Consider the following 669-nt stretch of genomic DNA (forward strand, 5'->3'; position numbering starts at 1 on the left):
CGGGACGCCGCAATAGGTCATGACCCCTGCAACCGATCGGACCGTGTAAGCGCCCCGGCTGAAACCGATCAGGAAGATCCGATCGCCTTCCTCATACAGGGCGATGATAGCGGCGTAGCAATCGACAATGTTCCGAGTGATCCCCAGGCCCGTCGCCATGCTGGCGAGATTGTACAGCCATCGCATCCAGCCAATCTTGAGATGACCGCCATCAGACGCAGAACCGAGACCGGCATCGTAGAAGGCGACCTGTTCGGATGGTTCGACCTTCGTGTCCGGGCCGACGCGGCATGCGCGGTAGAGCTTGTAAACGTTTGTCCGCGCTTCGTCGAAATTGATGCCGCCGGCCTGACCTGTGCCGTCGGAAAAGATCACAATGTTCTTCGGCATTCACACCATCCCCCAAAAGTGCGCAAAAAGCCAATCTATCACAGATCGCGTAAGCCCAACTGTGAGCTGGCCCACTTGCGGACAGCGCGCCCGGACCAGGGTTCAGAGTCAACTGATCGAGAGTTGCGCCTCAATGCGGCTGTGCTAGGGTCTGTTGGGATTCATCTGGAGTTTATCGCAGCCGCGGCCAGATAGATCATTGAAGTGAAGCTCTGGTCGGTCTTGTCGGCGCGCATTGCGATGCGCTTGAATTCCTTGAGCTTGCCGAAGAAGTTCTCG

General features: G+C 57.5%; 1 protein-coding gene. It reads right to left on the bottom strand.

Annotated features, from left to right (window positions below; all coding sequences use genetic code 11):
* Nucleotides 1–390 (bottom strand): phospholipase effector Tle1 domain-containing protein (locus IVB27_RS34890; RefSeq protein ID WP_247447247.1); only part of this gene is annotated, 390 nt, incomplete at its 3' end.
* Nucleotides 391–669: the final 279 nt, after the last annotated feature.

Origin of the sequence: Bradyrhizobium sp. 197 (assembly GCF_023073375.1) — a bacterium.
Classification (GTDB): domain Bacteria; phylum Pseudomonadota; class Alphaproteobacteria; order Rhizobiales; family Xanthobacteraceae; genus Bradyrhizobium.